Raw genomic sequence first — 20676 nt, 5'->3', positions numbered from 1 at the left:
AGCTTATGTATGAAGCGCTGGGTCACCTCTCTCTCGATCTGCTGCGTGCTTTCGAAGCGGCGGCCCGCCACCGCAGTTTTACCGCGGCGGCGATGGAGTTGGGCACCACCCAGCCGGCGGTCAGCCAGCAGATCAAGCGTCTGGAAGAACAACTGGCAATCCGCCTGTTTGACCGTATCTATCGCGGTATCGAACTCACCGACGCCGGCGTTCTGCTGTTCGAACACGTGCAAGGCGGCCTGCAAAGTATCAACCTGGGGCTCAGCACTATCACCCAGCAGGACCAACACGAAGTGCTGCAAGTGGCTACCGACTTCGCCTTCGCCGCCTATTGGCTGATGCCGCGCCTGCATCGCTTCCACCAGGCCAACCCGCAGGTGGATGTGAGCCTGGTAACCAGTGAGCGCAACCATGCCAGCCTGCGCAGCGATATCGATGTGGCGGTGCTGTTCGGCGATGGCCGTTTCAAGCAGGGCGACAGCCTGTGGTTATTCAACGAGGAAGTGTTTCCGGTATGCAGCCCGCAGTGGCTAAAGGGCCAGGCTGCTCCGCTGACGGTGCAATCCTTGCCCGAGTACCCCTTGCTGCACCTGCGTCAGGAAAACAACAGCCAGTGGTTCGACTGGAGCGGGGTGTTTCGCGAATTGGGTATCACCACTGCGCCAACTCCCGGGCAATTGCGCTTCGACAACTACACCTTGCTGATTCAGGCTGCGATTGCCGGCCAGGGCGTTGCCATCGGCTGGCGCCACCTGGTGGATAACCTGCTGGAACAGAACTGGCTGTGCCGCCCGATCAGCAACACGGTGACCTCGCGTTACGGTTATTACGTGGTGCAACCCCAGCGCAAACGTCGTGGGCAACTGGTGGAACGTTTTGTCCAGTGGCTGGTGGCGGAACAGGCCAGCAGTGCGCAGTCGTTGACCGGGCTGGCCCTGCCTTCGATTGCGGTCTAGGATCGGCACATTGTGGATCCGGAGTCCGTCATGCAACGTATCAAGGGCTATCACGCCCATATCTACTTCGACGCCAGCACCATCGACCAGGCGCGCACGCTGTGTGAGGACGCCGCCAGGCTGTTCCCGTTGCGCATGGGCCGTGTGCATGAACGTCCGGTGGGCCCGCACCCGGATTGGAGCTGCCAGCTGGCATTCGTGCCGCAATACATCGGCGTGGTGTTGCCGTGGCTGGCGCTGCACCGCAATGGCTTGGTGGTGTTCCTGCACCCTGAAACCGGCGATGACCTGAAAGACCACACCGACTACGCGATCTGGATGGGCGCGATGCGCGAGTTGGATCTGTCGGTTCTTTAACGTCCCTTATCAGATAAAGCCTTGCCTCTCCCTAAGTAAAAACAGGGAGCGGTGTAGGATTAATCTTGTCTTGTCTCATTATGTGGGATTGATATTTATATATTGAGATATTCCGGTCCCTAGGTTTATATTCGCCCATCTGCTTTTTTCAGCACCCACTCATTTCAGGTGAAGCGATGCAGGCGCAATTGATCGCGCTCGATTGGGGGACCAGCTCCCTTCGTGCTTACAAACTCGGTCCCGAAGGCGTTGTGCTGGAACAGCGCTCGCAAGCCTGGGGCATCATGCATTTACCCTGCGAGCCACGGGTAATCAACGGTATTGATTGCACTGACGGCTTCGAATTGGCGTTCGATAGCGCCTGCGGCGATTGGCTCGACGCCCAGCCCGGATTGCCGGTGATTGCCTGCGGCATGGTCGGCAGTGCACAGGGCTGGAGCGAGGCGGCTTATCGCGCCACGCCTGTGGACGTCGCCAGCCTGGGCCAGGCGTTGCACCCTGTGCGCAGCCTGCGTGGGGTGGAGGTGCATATTGTGCCGGGGGTGATCGAGCGAGCGGGTTTGCCCAATGTGATGCGCGGCGAAGAAACCCAGGTACTCGGCGTGCTGCAAGGCCTTGGCGCCCAAGTATTGATCGGGTTGCCCGGCAGCCACTCCAAATGGGTCGAGGTGGTTGAAGGCCGTATTACCCATTTCGACACCTTCATGACCGGTGAACTGTTTGCGATATTGAGCAAGCACAGCATCCTGGGTCGCACCCAGCAGCCGAGTGAGCAATTCCAGACCGAGGCCTTTGACCGTGGCGTGCACGTGGCGCTTTCAAAGGATGGCCGGCGTGGCGTGTTGTCGACCTTGTTCAGCGCCCGCACCCTGGGCCTGACGGCTGAGCTTTCGCCCAACCAGCAGCCCGACTACCTGTCCGGCCTGTTGATCGGCCATGAACTCGCCGGTTTGCCAGACAACGCCAAAACCCAGCCGATCATTCTGGTTGGCGCCGCCCCACTCTGCGCCCGCTATCAACGCGCCCTCACCCTTTGCGGCTTCGCTCACGTCAGCCTGGCGCAGGAAGCCACCGAGCGTGGCCTGTGGCAATTGGCGGTGGCGGCTGGGCTCATTCAACCTGTAACGGAGGCCTGACATGCTCAAGCAAGCACTCGCGCAAAACGGTTTGATCGCAATCCTGCGCGGCATACGCCCGGATGAAGCCCAGGCCATTGGCCAGGTCCTGTACGACGCGGGTTTTCGTGTCATCGAAGTGCCGCTCAATTCGCCGGAGCCGTACACCAGCATTCGTACCCTGCGCGACAGCCTGCCCGCCGATTGCCTGATCGGTGCCGGCACGGTGTTGACGCCTGAACAGGTCGAGCAGGTGAAGGCCGCAGGTGGTCAGGTGATTGTCATGCCCCATAGCGATGCCAACGTCCTGCGCGCCGCCAAGGCCGCAGGTCTGTACTTGTCGCCGGGCGTGGCAACGCCAACCGAAGCGTTTGCCGCACTGGCCGAAGGCGCCGACGTGTTGAAGCTGTTCCCGGCCGAGCAGATCGGCCCTTCGGTGATCAAGGCGTGGCTGGCGGTATTGCCGGTGGGCACGTTGCTGTTGCCGGTAGGCGGCGTTACGCCGGACAACATGCAGGTGTTTATCGATGCCGGCGCGAAAGGGTTCGGGTTGGGCTCCGGGTTGTTCAAACCGGGTATGACAGTGGATCAGGTCGCGAGCCGTGCCCAGGCTTATGTCGCCGCCTGGAAAGCCCTGAGCTGACAGCAAGTTCCGCGCCCACAGGCGCTGCATCCATAAGAGAGACAAGAGATGAAAATCACCAAATTGACGACCTTTATCGTCCCGCCGCGCTGGTGCTTCCTCAAGGTCGAAACCGACCAGGGCGTGACTGGCTGGGGTGAGCCTGTGGTCGAAGGCCGCGCTCACACTGTGGCAGCCGCCGTTGAAGAATTGTCCGACTACCTGATCGGCAAAGACCCACGCAATATCGAAGATATCTGGACAGTGCTCTATCGCGGCGGTTTCTACCGGGGCGGTGCGGTGCACATGAGCGCTCTCGCCGGTATCGACCAGGCGTTGTGGGACATCAAGGGCAAAGCGCTGGGCGTCTCGGTCAGCGACCTGCTGGGCGGCCAGGTGCGTGACAAGATCCGCGTGTACTCGTGGATCGGTGGCGACCGCCCCGCCGACACTGCCCGTGCTGCCAAAGAGGCCGTGGCCCGTGGCTTCACTGCGGTGAAAATGAACGGCACCGAAGAACTGCAGTTCCTCGACAGCTTCGACAAAGTCGACCTGGCCCTGGCCAATGTCGCTGCAGTACGCGATGCCGTGGGGCCCAACGTGGGTATCGGCGTCGACTTCCATGGCCGTGTACACAAGCCCATGGCCAAGGTGCTGATGAAAGAACTCGACCCCTACAAACTGATGTTTATTGAAGAGCCGGTGCTCAGCGAAAACTACGAGGCGTTGAAAGAACTGGCGCCGCTGACCAGTACGCCGATTGCCTTGGGCGAGCGCCTGTTCTCGCGTTGGGATTTCAAGCGCGTGCTCAGCGAAGGCTACGTCGACATCATCCAGCCGGACGCCTCCCACGCAGGCGGGATTACCGAAACCCGCAAGATCGCCAACATGGCCGAAGCCTACGACGTGGCCCTGGCCCTGCACTGCCCGCTGGGTCCGATTGCCCTGGCAGCCTGCCTGCAACTGGATGCGGCTTGCTACAACGCGTTTATCCAGGAACAAAGCCTGGGCATTCACTACAACGAAAGCAACGACCTGCTCGACTACGTGCGTGACCCTGGCGTGTTCGACTACGACCAGGGCTTTGTGAAGATCCCCAACGGCCCGGGTCTGGGCATCGAGATCAACGAGGAATACGTGATTGAGCGCGCGGCCATCGGCCATCGCTGGCGCAATCCGATCTGGCGTCACGCCGATGGCAGTTTTGCCGAGTGGTGATTTTTATCTGAAGGAATGCGTTCAAAAATGTGGGAGCGGGCTTACCTGGCACCGCTGCGGTGACTGACCCACCGCTATCGCAGGCAAGCCAGCTCCCACATTTACCGCGTTCCTTCAGCACGTTTTGTCCTCAACAAACATAAAAAGAGGCACCCCATGCACCCTGAATCCCTCACCGGGCAGGCTCCCTTAGTTACGCCCAGCCGAAAGCGCTTTTTCATCATGGTGCTGTTGTTTATCACGGTGGTGATCAACTACCTCGACCGCAGCAACCTGTCGATTGCCGCGCCTGCGCTGACCAGCGATCTGGGTATCGACCCGGTGCAGGTCGGGCTTATTTTCTCCGCTTTCGGCTGGACCTACGCGGCCATGCAGATCCCCGGCGGCTGGCTGGTGGATCGTGTGCCGCCGCGCATCTTGTATACCGCCGCGCTGCTGCTGTGGTCGATTGCCACCGTTATGCTCGGTTTCGCCGCCAGCTTTATCGCGCTGTTCGTGCTGCGTATGGCGGTGGGTGCGCTGGAAGCGCCGGCGTACCCGATCAACAGCCGTGTGGTCACCACCTGGTTTCCCGAGCGCGAACGCGCTACTGCGATTGGCGTCTACACCTCCGGGCAATTTGTCGGCCTGGCGTTCCTCACGCCGGTACTGGCCTGGCTGCAACACCAGTACGGCTGGCACATGGTGTTTGTGGTCACCGGTGGCGTCGGCATCCTGTGGGCGGTGATCTGGTATGCGGTGTATCGCGAACCCAAGGATTTCAAGGGCGCCAATGACGCTGAAATCCAACTGATCCGTGACGGTGGCGGGTTGGTGGACATGCAGGCACAAACCGCCAAGGCGCCCTTCAGCTGGGTCGACCTCGGTATCGTGCTGAGCAAGCGCAAGCTCTGGGGCATCTACCTGGGGCAGTTCTGCCTGAACTCCACGCTATGGTTTTTCCTGACCTGGTTTCCGACCTATCTGGTGAAATATCGCGGCATGGACTTTATCCAGTCAGGTCTGTTGGCGTCACTGCCGTTCCTGGCCGCTTTTGTGGGCGTGCTGTGTTCGGGGGTGTTTTCCGATTGGCTGATCCGTCGTGGCGCCTCGGTAGGCTTTGCCCGCAAGTTGCCGATCATCAGTGGGCTGCTGATTTCCACGGCGATCATCGGTGCCAATTACGTGGACTCCACAGCGTGGGTCATCGCGTTTCTGGCGGTGGCATTTTTCGGCAATGGCCTGGCGTCGATCACCTGGTCGCTGGTCTCGACCCTGGCGCCTGCGCGGTTGCTGGGGCTGACCGGAGGCGTGTTCAACTTCATCGGTAACCTGTCGGCGATCGCCACGCCTATCGTGATTGGCTTTCTGGCCAGTGGTTCGTCGTTTGCACCAGCGATTACTTACATCGCGGTACTGGCGTTGCTCGGTGCGCTTTCCTACATATTGCTGGTAGGCAAGGTCGAGCGGATCGAGCTGTAAAAAGAGGCGACCCCAGGGTCGCCCATTGTTATGGCGCTGATGGCACGGACATCTCGTTGCGAAACACATTGTGCGGATCCCAGTATTTTTTAGTGCGTCGCAGGCGGCTTGCGATCATGAGGTCAGGGAAGAAAACCTTGTACCAGTCTGGGTTTTTGGCATGGCTCGGATTGCCGCCAATGTGTGTCATGTCGAGGTCCGGGTAGTTGATGTAGCACCCTTCGAACGCATTATTGATTGGCACCCCGTGATCATCGGCAAACGCGTTGAAGTACAGCCCTCGGATCCAGTCGGCATGAGCCTGATCGGAGGCGGCGCTGTCGCCGCGCCAGTAACATTGTGGTTGCCACTTCAGGTATGACGAGCGCTGAGCGGCTGACGACTCCCTGCGCACCGGCCCGCTGGCGGCATTGATCTGGCCGCCGAAAGACTGAATCTGGATAAGGCTTTGTGTCAGGTGGATATCAGGGTCTGGCCAGGTCAATGTGGTCCAGATGGCGTCCAGTACTTGAGGGCTGAACGCGCCCTTCTGGTAAGCCGACTTATAACGCCCACGCTGGTTGTCTCCCGAGCCATTCAATGTCTGTTGGCATACCAGCCAATCCAGGCGTTGGGTAGCTTGCTCGGCGGACGCCAATGAATTAATGACGCGCCCGGCGCAGCTGCCACGCGGCTGATGGATGACGTGAAACGGCACCAGTGACTCGGTAGCAGGCAACCCGATGGCGGTCAGCATTTTGCCGACAAAATCGTCGAAAGGGGCTCGATCGTTCAATGCACCGTCCTTGTCAACGTAGTGAATACCCAACGTCACATTGCCCGTGTGCTGATGGCGCATCTCCAGCTTGGTCGCCAGGCCCCAAGTGTCCGTGTTGCTTTGATTGCTGGCGAACCAAGACTGATAGGCCACCAGCAGGTTATCGAGTGCAGGCTTGGTCAGTACCGACCAGTCCCATTCCAATACCAGCCACAGCACCTCTTTCGGTGCCGGTGGCAGGTCTTTGAAGTAATAGCTGGTGATGATGCCGAACTGCCCGCCACCCGCACCGCAGCACGCGGCAAACAGGTCCAGTTCGTCCTGGTCGATGCTGTGCCTGGAAACATGACGCGGTACGAGGCCCTTGCCCTGGCTATCAGGCACCAGGATATCCACCCCGCTCAGCCAGTCACACACCAACCCATATTTTCGCGACAGCAAGCCATACCCACCGCCACAGATATGCCCGCCCAAGCCCACGGAGTAACACGAGCCACCGGGCAGGGTTTTGTTGGCCAGCTTGTATAACGCGACATAGGCGTCCCAGTTTTGGCCGCCGGCTTCCAGGCGAAAGCTATAGCGTTCAGTTGCGCCGGGGATCAGCTCGGAGCCGATTTGCCCGTTGGCGTCGTAGACCACTCGGTTAAGCGCACTGATATCCAGGATCGACAGCACCTCATGTGGGCTATCGGGCATCTTGTTGGCGACGAAACCTTCATAGCAATGGCCACCGCTGCGTACCGTAATGCGCCCATTGGCAAGGGCCAATGCCTGCGCCGCGGCGTCAATAATGTCTTGTGGACTTTGGCAGAGGTAGATCAGGTTGGCGCCATTTTGCGAAGACTGACCCTGCACATTGCCTCGGGGCCAGCGCAGGTTAAAGCCCTTTTGCAAGGTTGAATGACGGGGGTCTGAAGCGGTAATAAGATCAAAGGCCATGATGTACTCCTGAGAGCCAGGGATGACTTCTGATGCAACTAACTTAACGACCGTGGGGCAAGAAATGCGGGGGGCTTGCGGGGGCGGTTAGACGGCTATAGGCATGGAAGTGCGTTGGGGGTGACGTAGCGTCACCCCTCAAGCGTAGCGCAAGTATCAACACGCAGGTGCTTACTTGCGTGCGTTACGCACACCTGCCGACAGCGCCGCGCAATGACTCAGCACGCCATCGATCGCTTGCTGGTCGCTGTCGGCATTGGCAATGTGATCGATCAGTGCCGAACCCACCACCACACCGTCGGCCAGGCGCGCAATCGCCGCTGCTTGTTCCGGTGTACGAATACCGAAGCCGATGCTGATCGGCAGGTCGGTGTGGCGACGCAGACGCGTGACCGCTTCTTCGACATGTTCCAGCGTGGCGGCACCGGCGCCGGTCACGCCTGCTACCGACACGTAATACACAAAGCCGGAACTGCCATTGAGCACCGTCGGCAAACGCACGTCATCGGTGGTCGGCGTGGTCAGGCGGATAAAGTCGATGCCTGCGGCCTGAGCCGGGTCGCACAGCTCGCCATTGTGCTCAGGTGGCATGTCGACCACGATCAGGCCGTCGACGCCGGCTGCCTTCGCATCGGCAATAAACTGCGGCACACCGTATTTGTGAATCGGGTTGAAGTAGCCCATCAACACCAGGGGTGTGTCGCTGTCGCCGGTGCGGAACTCGCGCACCATTTGCAGGGTTTTCGCCAGGTTTTGCTTGGCCTCCAATGCACGGATATTGGCCAGTTGAATGGCCGGGCCGTCGGCCATCGGGTCGGTGAAGGGCATACCCAGCTCGATCACGTCGGCGCCGGCTGCCGGCAAGCCCTTGAGGATCGCCAGCGAGGCGTCATAGCCCGGGTCGCCAGCGGTGACGAAGGTCACCAGGGCGGCACGGTTTTGTTCCTTGAGTTGCGCAAAGCGGGTTTGCAGGCGGCTCATTTAGTGTTTCTCCTGCTTGGACTGTTCCATGTGATGCATCACGGTCTGCATATCTTTGTCGCCACGGCCGGAGAGGTTGACCACCATCAGATGATCCTTGGGCAGGGTGGGTGCGCGCTTGAACACTTCAGCCAGGGCGTGGGCGCTTTCCAGTGCGGGAATAATCCCTTCCAGGCGGCAGCATTTGTGGAAGGCATCCAGGGCTTCGTCGTCAGTTACCGAGGTGTACTGGACGCGGCCAATGTCATGCAACCAGGCGTGTTCAGGGCCGATGCCTGGGTAATCAAGGCCGGCGGAAATCGAATGGGCGTCGATGATCTGGCCGTCGTCGTCCTGCAGCAGGAAGGTGCGGTTGCCGTGCAGCACGCCGGGTACGCCGCCGTTGAGGCTGGCGGCGTGCTTGCCGGTTTCAATGCCATGGCCGGCAGCTTCCACGCCGATGATGTCGACGCTGGTGTCATCCAGGAACGGGTGGAACAGGCCCATGGCGTTGGAGCCGCCACCGATGCACGCCACCAGGCTGTCCGGCAGGCGGCCTTCCTGGGCTTGCAGCTGGGTGCGGGTTTCCTTGCCGATCACGGCCTGGAAGTCGCGCACCATCGCCGGATATGGGTGCGGACCGGCCACGGTGCCGATCAGGTAGAAGGTGCTGTCGACGTTGGTCACCCAGTCACGCAGGGCTTCGTTCATGGCGTCTTTGAGGGTGCCGGTGCCGGCGACCACTGGGATCACTTCGGCGCCCAACAGCTTCATGCGGAACACGTTAGCCTGCTGGCGCTCAATGTCGGTGGTGCCCATGTAGATCACGCACTGCAAGCCAAAGCGTGCGGCAACGGTAGCGGTGGCCACGCCGTGCATACCGGCGCCGGTCTCGGCGATGATGCGTTTTTTGCCCATGCGCCGCGCCAGCAGGATCTGGCCGATGCAATTGTTGATCTTGTGCGCGCCGGTGTGGTTGAGCTCTTCGCGCTTGAGGTAGATCTTGGCGCCGCCACAAAACTCGGTCAGGCGTTCGGCAAAGTACAGCGGGCTTGGCCGTCCAACGTAATCGCGCTGGAAGTAGGCCAATTCTTCATTGAACGCCGGATCCACCTTGGCCGCTTCGTATTCACGGGCCAGGTCGAGGATCAACGGCATCAGGGTTTCGGCCACGTAGCGGCCGCCGAACGCACCAAACAGGCCACTGGCGTCAGGGCCATTGCGTAGATCGGTCTGGGACTGGGTCATGGGACGCTCCAGGAATAAATGTGTGTGAGAGGCAATGACCACCACTCTACCCCTGACGCTTGGGCCTGAAAACCGATAAGATCGCCGTAACCTGTCAGGAAAACTCACATATGAGCCGCGACCTTCCACCCCTCAATGCCCTGCGTGCTTTTGAAGCCACCGCCCGCCTCAGTAGCGTCAGCCAAGCTGCACAGCAACTGCACGTGACCCACGGTGCGGTGAGCCGGCAGCTGAAAGTATTGGAAGAACATCTGGGTGTGAGCTTGTTCGTCAAGGATGGACGTGGCCTTAAACTCACAGATGCGGGCGTACGGCTTCGTGATGCCAGCGCAGAGGCGTTCGAGCGGCTGCGGGACGTGTGCGCCGAACTCACCCAAAGCGGCGCCGACGCGCCCTTCGTGCTCGGCTGCTCGGGCAGCTTGCTGGCACGCTGGTTTATCCCGCGGTTGGGGCGCTTGAATGCGGACCTGCCCGATTTGCGCCTGCACCTGTCGGCGGGAGAAGGCGATCTTGACCCTCGCCGCCCTGGGCTGGACGCTTTGCTGGTATTCGCCGAGCCGCCGTGGCCGGCCGATATGCAGGTGTATGAGCTGGCCAGCGAGCGTATCGGCCCGGTCCTGAGCCCTCGTTTTGCAGGTTTCGAACAGTTGCGTCAGGCTCCGGCGACCGCGTTGTTAAGCGAAGCGTTGTTGCACACCACCTCACGCCCCCAAGCCTGGCCCAGCTGGGCGCGGCAACACGGCATCGAGCCCGGCGCGTTGAAACTCGGCCAGGGTTTTGAGCATTTATATTATTTGCTGGAAGCGGCAGTAGCCGGACTGGGAGTGGCAATTGCGCCAGAACCGCTGGTGGCAGAGGACCTGCGAGCGGGTCGCCTGGTGGCGCCGTGGGGCTTCAGCGAAACCCCGGCGCACCTGGCATTGTGGCTACCCAAGCGCGCCGCGGACGGACGCGCCGGGCAGTTGGCGCAATGGCTCAAGGCTGAGCTGTTGCGCCAACCCGTGTAACCGGTTAATCAGTCACCGCGCTTGCACAGCAGGTAGGCGGCCAGCAGGCCCAATGCACCGACGGCGACGCCGGCGGTGGTCCATGGGTGCTCTTGGGCGTAGTCGCGGGTAGCAGCACCGGTTTCGCGGATTTTGACTTTGCTTTCCTCGTAGGCGTCGCTGATCAGGTGGCGAGAGTGCTTGAGGGCGTTCTCGGCATTGCTTTTCAAGGCCTTCAGCGTTTTGCGCGACTCATCGGACGCGTCGTCCTTGAGGCTCTCCAGAGATTTGAGCAGGCTCGAAATCTCGGCTTCCATGCTTTCCAGCGACGCTTTGCGTAAAGAAGTGTTGGCCATGTGGACATCTCCTGAAGTGATTGAGTGACGTGTGTAGATACCGACTGCGCCGGTTTCAGAAAGTGCAGTAATTCTGAACTTTCACCTCCCAGCGGTCGCCAGAAGCAGTAAGCACATTCGCTGCTAGTCTTGATTGACGACCTACAGGAGAAACGCCATGAGTGATCATCACACCTACAAAAAAGTCGAACTGGTGGGCTCTTCCACTACCAGCATTGAAGACGCAATCAACAATGCTTTGGCTGAAGCCAACAAAAGCATCAAGCACCTGGAGTGGTTTGAGGTGACCGAAACCCGTGGTCACATCAAGGACGGCAAGGCTGCGCACTTCCAGGTCACGCTCAAAGTGGGATTCCGAATTGCCAGTAGTTAATCGGCAGAGTTGAACTTTGCCCGCTGGCCGATTGCCATAACCTGCGCTACAACGAATGCGTGCCGATGCGATGAGCGTTGGCACGCTCTTTTTGATCAGCGCAAGGAAAGTAACGGATGAAGAAGTTTCTGTTGGCGGTGGGTTTGTTGAGCATTGCGGGTACGGCGATGGCGGCGGGCAAGCCTTGTGAAGAGCTGAAAAGCGAAATTGCCGCGAAAATCGACGCCAAGGGTGCTTCGGGGTATTCGCTGGAAGTGGTGGACAAAGGTGCTACGCCAAGTGACCACAAAGTAGTTGGCACCTGCGAAGGTGGCACCAAGGAAATTGCCTACAAGCGCGGTTAATCTCGTGTTGTGGACATAAAAACCGACGCAAGTGCGTCGGTTTTTTTCGCCTGGATTTCAGCCCTTCATCACTTGTGCAAGCAGCTCGTAGGAATGAATCCGATCGGCGTGCTCATACAGGTCACTGGTAAAAATCAGCTCATCGGCGCCGGTCTGCTCGATCAACACCTCCAGCTTGGCGCGAATCTTCGCCGGGCTGCCCACCATGGCCAAACCAAGGAAGCTACCGACCGCGTCTTTTTCATGGGGCAACCACAGGCCGTCCATGGTTTTGACTGGAGGGCGCTGCACCAGGCTCTGGCCGCGCATCAACGCGAGAATACGCTGGTACACCGAGGTGGCCAGGTAATCGGCCTGCTCATCGGTGTCGGCTGCCACAAGCGGAATGCCAAGCATCACGTAGGGCTTATCCAGCACCGCCGAAGGCTTGAAGTGATTGCGATACACACGAATCGCCTCATGCATCAGGCGCGGGGCGAAATGGGAGGCGAAGGCGTAGGGCAAGCCGCGCTCACCGGCCAATTGCGCGCTGAACAGGCTAGAACCCAATAGCCAGACTGGCACATTGGTGCCTGTGCCCGGCACGGCGATTACCCGTTGGTCTGGCGTGCGCGGGCCCAGGTAGGCCATGAGTTCGGCCACGTCTTCGGGGAAGTCATCGGCACTGCCGGAGCGTTCGCGGCGCAGGGCGCGGGCGGTCATCTGGTCGGAGCCGGGCGCGCGGCCCAGGCCCAGGTCGATACGACCGGGGTAGAGGCTTTCCAGGGTGCCGAACTGTTCGGCAATCACCAAGGGCGCGTGGTTAGGCAACATGACGCCGCCGGAACCGACGCGAATGGTCGAGGTGCCGCCGGCCAGATAGCCGAGCAGTACCGAGGTGGCTGAACTGGCGATGCCATCCATATTGTGGTGCTCGGCTACCCAGAAGCGGGTGTAGCCGAACTTTTCCACGTGCTGGGCCAAATCCAGAGAATTGCGCAGCGACTGCGCCGGGCTGCCATTGGCACGCACGGGCACCAGGTCGAGGGTCGAAAACTTAACGTCGGACAGCGATTTCATCAGCCTGCTTCTCCAATAGGGCGTACAGGCTTTTTTAAACGAGCTAAAACCTGCCGCTGCATGTGCATATCCTATGCAATGAGGGCATATACCCGAGATTCAATAGTAGCCGCGAAATTTCCTACTTAATCACTAGGTTTTTCTTACGAGTGAACTTTGCCGAGGCGTCTATCCTCAGAACCCTTACTGACGCAAAACCACCGTTCGAGGAGAAAGCTATGAGTATCGTTAAAAAGGCATCCGCGCATTGGGAAGGTGATCTGAAGACTGGCCTGGGTTCGATCTCCACCGAAACTGGCGTGCTGCGCGAAGCGCCCTACGGCTTCAAGGCCCGTTTCGAAGGCGGCAAGGGCACCAACCCTGAAGAGCTTATCGGCGCAGCTCACGCCGGCTGTTTCTCCATGGCGTTTTCCATGATTCTTGGCGACGCCGGGCTCAAGGCTGACAGCATTGATACCCAGGCCGAAGTGACCCTGGACCAGGTCGAGGGCGGTTTTGCGATTACTGCCGTGCATCTGATCCTCAAGGCCAAGATCCCGGGCGCGAGCCAGGCGCAGTTCGATGAGCTGAGCAAAAAGGCCAAGGAAGGATGCCCAGTGTCCAAAGTGCTGAATGCCACCATCACCCTGGATGCCACGCTGGTCAACTGACACCGCACTTGCTTATGGGAGGGGGCAAACTCCCTCTCATATCCAGTTTGGCGCTTAAAGTAGAACTCGTGTTTGCGAAATGTGGTCGAATAGCCCATGCAGCCTAGGCGCACACTCGTGCGCAGCGCATTCAGGGAGCTACACACATGAAACGTTTTGCCTTGGCAATCATCTGCGGTGTATTGGCCACTTCGGCCGTGGCCGCGCCAAAAGATTGTGAAGAGCTCAGGAAAGAAATCGAAGTGAAGATCCAGGCCAAGGCGATTCCGTCCTACACCCTGGAAATCATCACGGCCGAAGAAGCCAAGAATCACGACGAAGCGATGATCGTCGGTTCGTGTGAAAACGGTACCAAGCGCATTCTTTATCAGAAAAACGACGACTGATTCAGATGCAGTTCACGCTGCGTTCTTCTGCCAGCAACTGGCGCGCTGAGTCATAGAGCCGGATGTTGGGCGTGAACGCCAGCGAGCGACCTTCAAGCACATAGCGTTGGCCGGCCTGGAAATGGTCGTACTGCAGGGTCATGAAGCAGGTCCGATACATCATCTGGCTCAGGCCACCCAAACCGCCGCCAGCGGGCACTTCAAAGTCAAAGCGCACCATCAGCTCGTGAGGGCCGGGAGGCATTTGGAAGTAGCGCCCGTCGTTGAGGTTTTTTCCATCCAGGCGCTGAGCCATCACCAGTTTTGAGCCCGGCGTCGGCGTGGTGAAATCCACCCAGGCCTGTTGCGGGTCGACAGGCGGGATGGGTGTCGAGGTGCAAGCGCCGAGCAACAGGGCGGCGACTGCAAGAAAAAATTGACGCATGGCGAGTACTCGACGCAAGGAGAGGTTTGAGTATAAACACGCTGCGCCGTGGAAAAATCCCATTCAAGCGCGATAGTCTGGCGAATAAACCAGCCAGGAGCAGTCGGGGCATGATCAGGCGTTTTCTTCCAGGGTTGATGGTTGTGCTGCTCAGCGGTTGCTCCAGCGTCAATTACTACAGCCAGTTGGCGAGCGGTCAGTGGCAATTGCTACGGGCCCGGGAACCGGTTGCCGAGGTCATCGCCGACCCTTCTCGCCCGCAATTGCTGCGCGAGCACCTTGCTCAATCGCAGAAAGCGCGAACCTTTGCCAGTGAGCAGTTGCATCTGCCTGACAACCAAAGTTACCGCTTGTACGCCGATATTGGCCGACCCTATGTGGTCTGGAATGTGTTCGCCACGCAGGAATTTTCACTGTCGCCTGAAAACCATTGCTTCCCGATTGCCGGTTGCGTCGCCTATCGCGGCTATTACAGCCAAGGTGCGGCGCGGGGCGAAGCGGCGCTGTTGCGCCAACAGGGCATGGACGTGTCGATCGGTGGCGTCGAAGCCTATTCCACCCTGGGTTGGTTTAACGACCCGATCATGAGCTCGATGATGAGTTGGGGCGATGAGCGCCTCGCCACCCTGATTTTCCATGAACTGGCCCACCAGCGTTTTTACGTGAAGGATGACACCGAGTTCAACGAGTCCTACGCCAGCTTCGTCGAACAGGAAGGCACCCGCCAATGGCGTGCGGCCAGGGGCCTGGCGCCGGTCAGCGATGCGGCGCTCAAGCAGCGTGATGAATTTATCCGGCTGATTCTGGGTACGCGTAAACGCCTGCAAGCGCTGTACGCGCAGCCGTTGGCCGCAAACGTGATGCGCCTGGCCAAAGCGGCGCAATTCGAGCAATTGCGCAGTGAATACCGGCAACTGCGCGATAGCCAATGGGGCGCAGACAAGCGGTATGACGCGTGGATCAACCAGCCGATGAATAACGCACGGCTGTTGCCGTTCGGGCTGTATGACCAGTGGGTGCCGGCGTTTGCGGCGTTGTTTGCGCAGGAAGGTGGGGATTGGGTGAGGTTTTATGCGGCGGTGGAGAAGTTGGGTGAGCTGCCGGTGGAGCAGCGTAAGGCGGCGTTGAGGCAGTTGGAGAAGGTTGGCCTTTAGGGCCTTATTGCAGGCAAGCCAGCTCCCACAGTTGACCGATTTGCAACATGAGAACGCGGTCAACTGTGGGAGCTGGCTTGCCTGCGAAAGCGGTCTCAAGGCCGCTGCAAAAACGCCTGATGCATCTGGTCCAACGTCTCGAAATGCCAGGTCGGTGCCTCTGCATTCAGCTCTTCAAAACTACCAAACCCATACCCCACGGCGGCTGAATCCAGCCCATTACTGCGTGCCCCTATCAAGTCATGCTTGCGATCACCGATCATCAGGGTGGTGGCCGGGTCCAGCCGTTCCTCACGCATCAAATGCGCGATCAATTCGACCTTGTTGGTACGCGTGCCGTCCAGCTCACTGCCGTAGATCACCTTGAAGTGCTTGGCGAAGTCGAAATGCCGCGCAATCTCGCGGGCAAATTCCCACGGCTTGGAGGTAGCCACGTACAGCTGGCGCCCTTGGCTGTTGAGTTCCTCCAGCAATGGCATCACGCCGTCGAACACGCGGTTTTCATACAAACCGGTGACCTTGAAGCGCTCACGGTAGAAATTTACCGCTTCCCAGGCCTTGGCCTCGTCGAAACCGTAGAACTGCATGAACGCTTGCAGCAGAGGCGGGCCGATGAAGTGCTCAAGCTTGGTCAGGTCGGGTTCGTCGATACCCAATTTGCCAAGAGCGTACTGGATCGAGCGGGTAATGCCCTCACGCGGGTCGGTGAGCGTGCCGTCCAGGTCGAAGAGGACCGTTGGGTGGTTGAGGGTCATTGATCGAATCCTTCTGCCAGGTGCAGGTCTTTGAGCTTCACGTAGTTCGCTGCGCTGTAAGTGAAAAAGGCACGCTCCTTGTCCGTCAGCGCGCGGACCTGTTTAACCGGGCTGCCCACGTACAGGAAGCCGCTGTTGAGTTTCTTGCCAGGCGGCACCAGGCTGCCGGCGCCGATGATGACGTCGTCTTCAACCACGGCACCGTCCATCACAATGCTGCCCATGCCGATCAGGATTCGGTTGCCGACGGTGCAGCCATGCAGCATGACCTTATGGGCGATGGTCACGTCGTCGCCGATCAGCAGCGGGAAACCCTCGGGATTGAACGGCCCTGCATGGGTGATGTGCAGCACGCAGCCGTCCTGCACGCTGGTGCGGGCGCCGATGCGGATGCGGTGCATGTCGCCGCGAATCACCGTCAGCGGCCACACCGAGCTGTCGGCGCCGATTTCGACGTCGCCGATCACCACCGCCGAAATATCGACAAAAGCCCCGGCGCCCAGGGTTGGCGTGTGGTTCTGATAGGTGCGAAGGGTCACGATAGCCTCTCTCTCTTCTGCTGATAGCTGCGGTGGGTGTTGATTGTAATTAAGATGGCCCCATCTTTGTTCTTACATGTTTCTTCAGCCAAGGTGCCCACCGTGAGCGCGAACAACCCTCTTTTGCAGTCCTACGACCTGCCGCCGTTCTCGGCGATTCGTGCCGAGCACGTCCAGCCGGCCATCGAACAGATCCTTGCCGACAACCGTTTGGCTATCGCAGACATCCTGCAAAGCCAGGGCAAAAATCCGACATGGGCCGGTCTGGTCCTGGCCATGGATGAGCTCAATGATCGCCTTGGCGCCGCCTGGAGCCCGGTCAGCCACCTCAATGCCGTATGCAACAGCGCCGAGCTGCGTGAAGCCTACGAGGCTTGCCTGCCGGCCTTGAGCGCTTACTCCACCGAGATGGGCCAGAACCGTGAACTGTTCCAGGCTTTCGAAGCCTTGGCCAACAGCCCCGAGGCCGCGGGTTTCGACGTGGCGCAAAAAACCATTCTGGAGCATTCCCTGCGCGATTTCCGCCTGTCGGGTATCGACTTGCCGCCGGAGCAGCAAAAGCGCTACGCCGAAGTGCAAAGCAAGCTGTCCGAGCTGGGCAGCAAATTCTCCAACCAGTTGCTGGACGCTACCCAGGCCTGGACCAAACACGTCACCGATGAAACCACCCTTGCCGGCTTGACTGACTCGGCCAAGGCGCAAATGGCTGCGGCCGCCCAGGCCAAGGGCCTCGATGGCTGGTTGATCACCCTGGAATTCCCCAGCTATTACGCCGTGATGACCTATGCCCAGGACCGCGCCCTGCGTGAAGAGGTCTACGCGGCCTACTGCACCCGTGCGTCGGACCAAGGCCCAAATGCCGGTCAGAACGATAACGGCCCGGTGATGGAACAGATCCTCGACCTGCGTCAGGAGCTGGCCCAATTATTGGGTTATGCCTCCTTCGCCGAGTTGAGCCTGGCGACCAAGATGGCCGAATCCAGCGATCAGGTGCTGAGCTTCCTGCGGGACCTGGCCAAGCGCAGCAAGCCGTTTGCTACCCAGGACTTGCAACAGCTCAAGGCATACGCCGCCGAACAAGGCTGCGCCGACCTGCAAAGCTGGGACAGCGGTTTCTATGGCGAAAAATTGCGTGAGCAGCGCTACAGCGTGTCTCAGGAAGCGCTGCGTGCGTACTTCCCGATCGACAAGGTGCTGGGCGGTCTGTTTGCCATCGTGCAGCGCCTGTACGGCATCGAGATTGCCGAGCAGAAGGGTTTCGACACCTGGCACCCTGACGTTCGCCTGTTTGAAATCAAGGAAAACGGCGAGCATGTCGGGCGCTTCTTCTTTGACCTGTATGCCCGTGCCAACAAGCGTGGCGGTGCCTGGATGGACGGTGCCCGCGATCGTCGTCGCACCGTCGATGGCGTGTTGCAAAGCCCGGTCGCCAACCTGGTGTGCAACTTCACGCCGGCCGACAGCGGCAAGCCTGCGCTGCTGACCCATGATGAAGTCACCACTCTGTTCCACGAATTCGGCCACGGCCTGCATCACCTGCTGACCCGCGTTGAACACGCCGGTGTATCCGGCATCAACGGCGTGGCGTGGGATGCCGTGGAATTGCCGAGCCAATTCATGGAGAACTGGTGCTGGGAGCCCGAGGGCCTGGCGCTGATCTCCGGCCATTACCAAACCGGTGAGCCACTGCCTCAGGACCTGCTGGAAAAAATGCTCGCCGCGAAAAACTTCCAGTCCGGCCTGATGATGGTCCGCCAGCTAGAGTTTTCGTTGTTCGACTTCGAGCTGCACGCCACCCATGGCGATGGCCGCAGTGCGGCCCAGGTGCTTGAAGGTGTACGCGATGAAGTTTCGGTGATGCGTCCGCCGGCCTACAACCGTTTCCCCAACAGCTTCGCGCACATTTTCGCCGGTGGTTATGCGGCGGGTTACTACAGCTACAAATGGGCCGAAGTGCTTTCGGCCGACGCCTTCTCCAAGTTCGAAGAAGACGGCGTGCTCAATGCCCAGACCGGGCGTGCGTTTCGCGAAGCGATCCTGGCGCGTGGCGGTTCCCAGGCGCCGATGGTGCTGTTCGTCGATTTCCGCGGACGGGCGCCGTCGATTGACGCACTCTTGCGCCACAGCGGCTTGAGTGAGGACGCGGCAGCATGAGTGAAGGGCCTGTGATTACCAAAAAGCAATTTATCGCCGGGGCGGTCTGCCCGGCGTGCAGCGAGCCGGACAAGTTGAAGATGTGGACCGAAGACAGCGTGCCGCACCGCGAATGCGTGGCCTGCGGGTATACCGATACGCTGAATGATCAAGGCCTGTCGGTGCCTAAAGAGCTGGGCACGCGGGTCAATACGTCGGCGTTGAAAGCGCCGGCGGACCCTAAAGTGCAGGCAGTGCAGTTCTTCCCCAACCCGAAGCTGAAAAAAGACTAAAGCCGCGCCCACTGTAGGAGCGAGCTTGCTCGCGAAGAACGTCAACGAAAACGCGCGTTTCCTGGATAAACAGCGGCGTTGTTGAGTTTTTCGCGAGCAAGCTCGCTCCTACAGTTTTTTCTCTTCCTGGCCCGTAGTGGTGATCCAGTCTTTCATTGGGCACAACGCAAAGGCGCTGGTGCTGCAATCCCCATTCGCCAAAGCTGTACGCAACTGCCTGAATCGCTCTGATCGCCGCCAGCACCTCGGAATCGTTGACGTGGTTGGTGCGATAGCTCAACTACACCTGTTTGATATCAGATGATTGAAGCCACTGCGCATCAGATTCCGGCAGGAAGTTGATGACCGTAGCGATCCTGAGTTTCTGCAATAGGGGCAGCGCACGCTCGTCCGGCAAGGCGCTGCGATAGAGCGTGGGTGTCATTTGGTGCAGGTTGTATTGGTTACCCACCGGCTGGGCCCATTCCGGCGAGCGGATCGACGCAGCCTCATCGGCTTGTACGGTGTTGAACAGGCTCATGAGCGCCAGGCCGAGAACCAGCAGTAAGCGTGTGTTGAACAGGAACGTTGTGACTGAGCTGGGAAGTGGCTGATGGGCCGCAGAGTCACTTAAAGCGGGTCAATACAGCGTGAGGTCGGCGTCAAAGAATCGTGATACTTGCGATCTGATCCGGTGTTTTTGTCACCGGAGCGATATCGCTGAATTCTTAGCCTGCTATCATTTGTAACTAATGTTTGCCATTGTGCTGTATCTGCTTGGATCCAATTAGCGACAAAGCCTTCACGCTGCTCCCAGAAGCGGCGGATAAACCCGTGACCACATGATGAGGTGTACCCATGTCTGATCAAGATCAAGACAACCCCCGGCGTGACTTTCTACGCAAATCCTTGACCTTGATCCCGGTGGTCACGGTTGCCAGCACCGGCCTGGGTGGTTCGATGCTGATGGCCACGCCTGAGCCTGCCCAGGCGGCGCCAGCCAAACCTGCGGCGAGCGGTAAAGCCTATGAGCCGAGCTATTTCACGGCCGAGGAATGGGCGTTTATCAACGCCGCCGTCGAGCGCCTGATTCCCGCTGACGCCCAAGGCCCAGGCGCTCTGGAGGCTGGCGCGCCGGAATACATCGACCGCCAGATGAACACCCCTTACGCCAGTGGCGCCCTGTGGTTCATGCAAGGCCCGTTTAACGCCGATGCAGCGCCGGAGATGGGCTGGCAGAGCAAATTGGTGCCCAAGGAGATCTATCGCCTGGGTATTGCTGCTACGGATGCGTGGTTGAAAGCGTTCAACGGTAAAGCTTTTGCTGATCAAGACAGCGCTACCCGAGACGATATGCTTAGGCGTCTGGAGGCTGGCGGCAGCGAAGTGGCGGCGCACTTCGACGCCGTGCCGCCCAGGATGTTCTTTAACCTTTTGCTGCAAAACACCAAGGAAGGTTTCTTCTGCGACCCTATCCACGGCGGTAATAAAGGCATGGTCGGCTGGACCATGATCGGCTTCCCCGGCGCCCGTGCCGACTTTATGGATTGGGTGGAACGCAACGAGCAATACCCCTTCCCGGCTGTTTCCATTCGCGGCGAGAGGGCATAAA

23 protein-coding genes and 1 pseudogene are annotated in these 20676 nt (G+C 59.5%); 15 read left to right on the top strand and 9 right to left on the bottom strand.

The genetic code is table 11. From position 1 onward, the window contains the following. Window positions 1–5: 5 nt before the first annotated feature. The 6 genes from TX23_RS08595 to TX23_RS08570 all read left to right on the top strand — a co-directional run bounded on the left by TX23_RS08595 (window position 6) and on the right by TX23_RS08570 (window position 5729). On the top strand, window positions 6–956 hold the full coding sequence (locus tag TX23_RS08595) for a choline sulfate utilization transcriptional regulator (protein ID WP_057701830.1): 951 nt from the start codon (window positions 6–8) through the stop codon (window positions 954–956). 30 nt (window positions 957–986) lie between these two features. Further along, window positions 987–1313: a DOPA 4,5-dioxygenase family protein gene (locus tag TX23_RS08590; RefSeq protein ID WP_057701829.1), complete on the top strand. Its 327-nt coding sequence runs from the start codon at window positions 987–989 to the stop codon at window positions 1311–1313. A gap of 176 nt (window positions 1314–1489) precedes the next feature. Further along, window positions 1490–2449 carry a 2-dehydro-3-deoxygalactonokinase gene (locus TX23_RS08585; protein WP_057701828.1) on the top strand — a complete coding sequence of 320 codons (960 nt, stop codon included), beginning with the start codon at window positions 1490–1492 and terminating at the stop codon, window positions 2447–2449. A 1-nt stretch (window position 2450) separates the two neighbouring features. Then, the gene (locus TX23_RS08580; protein ID WP_057701827.1) at window positions 2451–3071 is read left to right on the top strand and encodes a 2-dehydro-3-deoxy-6-phosphogalactonate aldolase; all 621 of its coding nucleotides are present in this window, start codon (window positions 2451–2453) and stop codon (window positions 3069–3071) included. 48 nt (window positions 3072–3119) lie between these two features. Then, window positions 3120–4268, top strand: coding sequence for a galactonate dehydratase (gene dgoD / locus TX23_RS08575; RefSeq protein WP_005783400.1), 1149 nt, complete (start codon window positions 3120–3122; stop codon window positions 4266–4268). A gap of 156 nt (window positions 4269–4424) precedes the next feature. After that, window positions 4425–5729 (top strand): MFS transporter, encoded by a 1305-nt coding sequence (locus TX23_RS08570; protein WP_057701826.1) that lies wholly within the window; start codon window positions 4425–4427, stop codon window positions 5727–5729. A gap of 28 nt (window positions 5730–5757) precedes the next feature. Here the strand turns inward: TX23_RS08570 and TX23_RS08565 are convergent, their stop codons facing one another. From TX23_RS08565 to trpB, 3 genes are all read right to left on the bottom strand, one after another. Then, entirely contained in the window at window positions 5758–7425 is a 1668-nt protein-coding gene (locus tag TX23_RS08565) for a BBE domain-containing protein (RefSeq protein WP_057701825.1), read from the bottom strand. Window positions 7426–7596: 171 nt separating this feature from the next. Then, entirely contained in the window at window positions 7597–8406 is an 810-nt protein-coding gene (gene trpA / locus TX23_RS08560; protein ID WP_057701824.1) for a tryptophan synthase subunit alpha, read from the bottom strand. After that, a complete protein-coding gene (gene trpB, locus TX23_RS08555; RefSeq protein WP_057701823.1) occupies window positions 8407–9633 on the bottom strand; it encodes a tryptophan synthase subunit beta in 1227 nt (408 codons plus the stop codon). It lies immediately after the preceding gene. 110 nt (window positions 9634–9743) lie between these two features. Here trpB and TX23_RS08550 point away from each other — a divergent pair, with 110 nt between their 5' ends. Continuing rightward, the gene (locus TX23_RS08550) at window positions 9744–10640 is read left to right on the top strand and encodes a LysR family transcriptional regulator (protein ID WP_057701822.1); all 897 of its coding nucleotides are present in this window, start codon (window positions 9744–9746) and stop codon (window positions 10638–10640) included. Between the two features lie 8 nt (window positions 10641–10648). Here TX23_RS08550 and TX23_RS08545 read toward each other — a convergent pair whose 3' ends face one another. Next, window positions 10649–10975 (bottom strand): DUF883 family protein, encoded by a 327-nt coding sequence (locus TX23_RS08545; RefSeq protein WP_016969656.1) that lies wholly within the window; start codon window positions 10973–10975, stop codon window positions 10649–10651. Between the two features lie 157 nt (window positions 10976–11132). On the opposite strand from TX23_RS08545, the gene TX23_RS08540 reads away from it, so the two are divergent. Next, entirely contained in the window at window positions 11133–11348 is a 216-nt protein-coding gene (locus TX23_RS08540) for a dodecin (protein ID WP_005783406.1), read from the top strand. Window positions 11349–11464: 116 nt separating this feature from the next. Further along, window positions 11465–11692 (top strand): DUF1161 domain-containing protein, encoded by a 228-nt coding sequence (locus TX23_RS08535; RefSeq protein WP_057701821.1) that lies wholly within the window; start codon window positions 11465–11467, stop codon window positions 11690–11692. Between the two features lie 57 nt (window positions 11693–11749). Here TX23_RS08535 and TX23_RS08530 read toward each other — a convergent pair whose 3' ends face one another. Continuing rightward, the gene (locus TX23_RS08530; RefSeq protein WP_057701820.1) at window positions 11750–12751 is read right to left on the bottom strand and encodes an LLM class flavin-dependent oxidoreductase; all 1002 of its coding nucleotides are present in this window, start codon (window positions 12749–12751) and stop codon (window positions 11750–11752) included. Between the two features lie 218 nt (window positions 12752–12969). On the opposite strand from TX23_RS08530, the gene TX23_RS08525 reads away from it, so the two are divergent. Continuing rightward, on the top strand, window positions 12970–13401 hold the full coding sequence (locus tag TX23_RS08525; protein WP_003187311.1) for an OsmC family protein: 432 nt from the start codon (window positions 12970–12972) through the stop codon (window positions 13399–13401). Window positions 13402–13547: 146 nt separating this feature from the next. Then, window positions 13548–13787, top strand: a complete 240-nt coding sequence (locus TX23_RS08520) for a DUF1161 domain-containing protein (RefSeq protein ID WP_057701819.1) — start codon at window positions 13548–13550, stop codon at window positions 13785–13787. A 1-nt stretch (window position 13788) separates the two neighbouring features. On the opposite strand, the gene TX23_RS08515 is transcribed toward TX23_RS08520, so the two are convergent. Further along, window positions 13789–14211: a PA0061/PA0062 family lipoprotein gene (locus TX23_RS08515; RefSeq protein WP_057701818.1), complete on the bottom strand. Its 423-nt coding sequence runs from the start codon at window positions 14209–14211 to the stop codon at window positions 13789–13791. A 110-nt stretch (window positions 14212–14321) separates the two neighbouring features. Between TX23_RS08515 and TX23_RS08510 the strand changes: the two genes are divergently transcribed. Continuing rightward, on the top strand, window positions 14322–15365 hold the full coding sequence (locus tag TX23_RS08510; RefSeq protein WP_057701817.1) for an aminopeptidase: 1044 nt from the start codon (window positions 14322–14324) through the stop codon (window positions 15363–15365). Window positions 15366–15460: 95 nt separating this feature from the next. On the opposite strand, the gene TX23_RS08505 is transcribed toward TX23_RS08510, so the two are convergent. Both TX23_RS08505 and TX23_RS08500 read right to left on the bottom strand, forming a co-directional pair. Then, on the bottom strand, window positions 15461–16120 hold the full coding sequence (locus TX23_RS08505; protein ID WP_057701816.1) for an HAD family hydrolase: 660 nt from the start codon (window positions 16118–16120) through the stop codon (window positions 15461–15463). Next, on the bottom strand, window positions 16117–16659 hold the full coding sequence (locus tag TX23_RS08500) for a gamma carbonic anhydrase family protein (protein ID WP_057701815.1): 543 nt from the start codon (window positions 16657–16659) through the stop codon (window positions 16117–16119). Before TX23_RS08500 ends, TX23_RS08505 begins: the two co-directional genes overlap by 4 nt. Window positions 16660–16761: 102 nt before the next feature. Here TX23_RS08500 and prlC point away from each other — a divergent pair, with 102 nt between their 5' ends. Together prlC and TX23_RS08490 are read left to right on the top strand one after the other, a co-directional pair. Next, on the top strand, window positions 16762–18813 hold the full coding sequence (prlC, locus tag TX23_RS08495; RefSeq protein WP_057701814.1) for an oligopeptidase A: 2052 nt from the start codon (window positions 16762–16764) through the stop codon (window positions 18811–18813). After that, entirely contained in the window at window positions 18810–19085 is a 276-nt protein-coding gene (locus tag TX23_RS08490) for a YheV family putative zinc ribbon protein (RefSeq protein WP_017528719.1), read from the top strand. Before prlC ends, TX23_RS08490 begins: the two co-directional genes overlap by 4 nt. Before the next feature lie 108 nt (window positions 19086–19193). Here TX23_RS08490 and TX23_RS08485 read toward each other — a convergent pair. Beyond that, window positions 19194–19647 (bottom strand): annotated as a pseudogene (locus TX23_RS08485) (hypothetical protein). A 275-nt stretch (window positions 19648–19922) separates the two neighbouring features. Here TX23_RS08485 and TX23_RS08480 point away from each other — a divergent pair. After that, window positions 19923–20675, top strand: a complete 753-nt coding sequence (locus TX23_RS08480; protein ID WP_057701813.1) for a gluconate 2-dehydrogenase subunit 3 family protein — start codon at window positions 19923–19925, stop codon at window positions 20673–20675. Window position 20676: the final 1 nt, after the last annotated feature.

It is taken from the genome of Pseudomonas paralactis, from assembly GCF_001439735.1.
Taxonomy (GTDB): Bacteria; Pseudomonadota; Gammaproteobacteria; order Pseudomonadales; family Pseudomonadaceae; genus Aquipseudomonas; species Aquipseudomonas paralactis.
Note: the sequence above shows the minus strand (reverse complement) of the source record. Positions and strands in the feature narration are given on the sequence as shown.